1 protein-coding gene is annotated in these 786 nt (G+C 28.6%); it reads left to right on the plus strand.

Going from position 1 to position 786, the window contains the following annotated elements:
• Nucleotides 1-192: 192 nt before the first annotated feature.
• Nucleotides 193-786: HesA/MoeB/ThiF family protein (locus D1604_RS15830; protein ID WP_199683840.1), on the plus strand; the 594-nt coding region annotated here is incomplete at its 3' end.

Consider the following 786-nt stretch of genomic DNA (forward strand, 5'->3'; position numbering starts at 1 on the left):
AATACTTGAATTCTAACAATAATAACTTGAATTGTCAATATATAGTTCAACTTTTAATAGCATTTGTTATTATTTATTTCCCTTTGAGTCAACTATTACAATTTTTGACACCTAATATTATTGTTCGTAGTATAGGAGGGGTAGTTGTTTCTATACTGCTTTCTATATTATATATGAGAGGAAGGACGAAATATGTTCTACGTAAATAGTTATGTTTTTGCTTATAAAAAAGAAGGTATAATGTATTTGCGTGGTCGGAGTATGCGGGAAATAGCTATAGAACCTCAAATTTCGCAAGAATTTATCAACGATCTATTTAATAGTTGTAAGGAACTATTAGAGATAGAAGAAGTATTAGGTAGTAAACTAACATTTGAACTATTAAATGAACAAATTTTAATTTCGGATGAGATAGATATTGATAGTAGATATTCTAGAACTAAAGGTTACTATTCGTTTTTTTATAATGAAGAGTATAATAAAATACAGAATAAAACAGTATTAGTATTAGGAGCCGGAGCCTTAGGATGTTATATATCTCTAAGTCTAAGTATGTATGGAGTGAGGAAACTTATTGTCGCTGATTACGATATAATAGAACCATCAAATTTAAATAGGCAAATTCTTTATACAGAGTCGGATGTTGGTAAGGAGAAGATTAATGTTCTTTCTCAAAAAATACACAAGTATAATTCAGATGTTCAGGTAGTACCTATTTCTATTAAAGTTTCTTCAGTAGAAGAATTAGAAAACATTGTTGCGGAATATGGGAGTATAGATTTTATC

The sequence above is a fragment of the Brevundimonas sp. LPMIX5 genome, assembly GCF_003576505.1.
Lineage (GTDB): Bacteria > Pseudomonadota > Alphaproteobacteria > Caulobacterales > Caulobacteraceae > Brevundimonas > Brevundimonas naejangsanensis.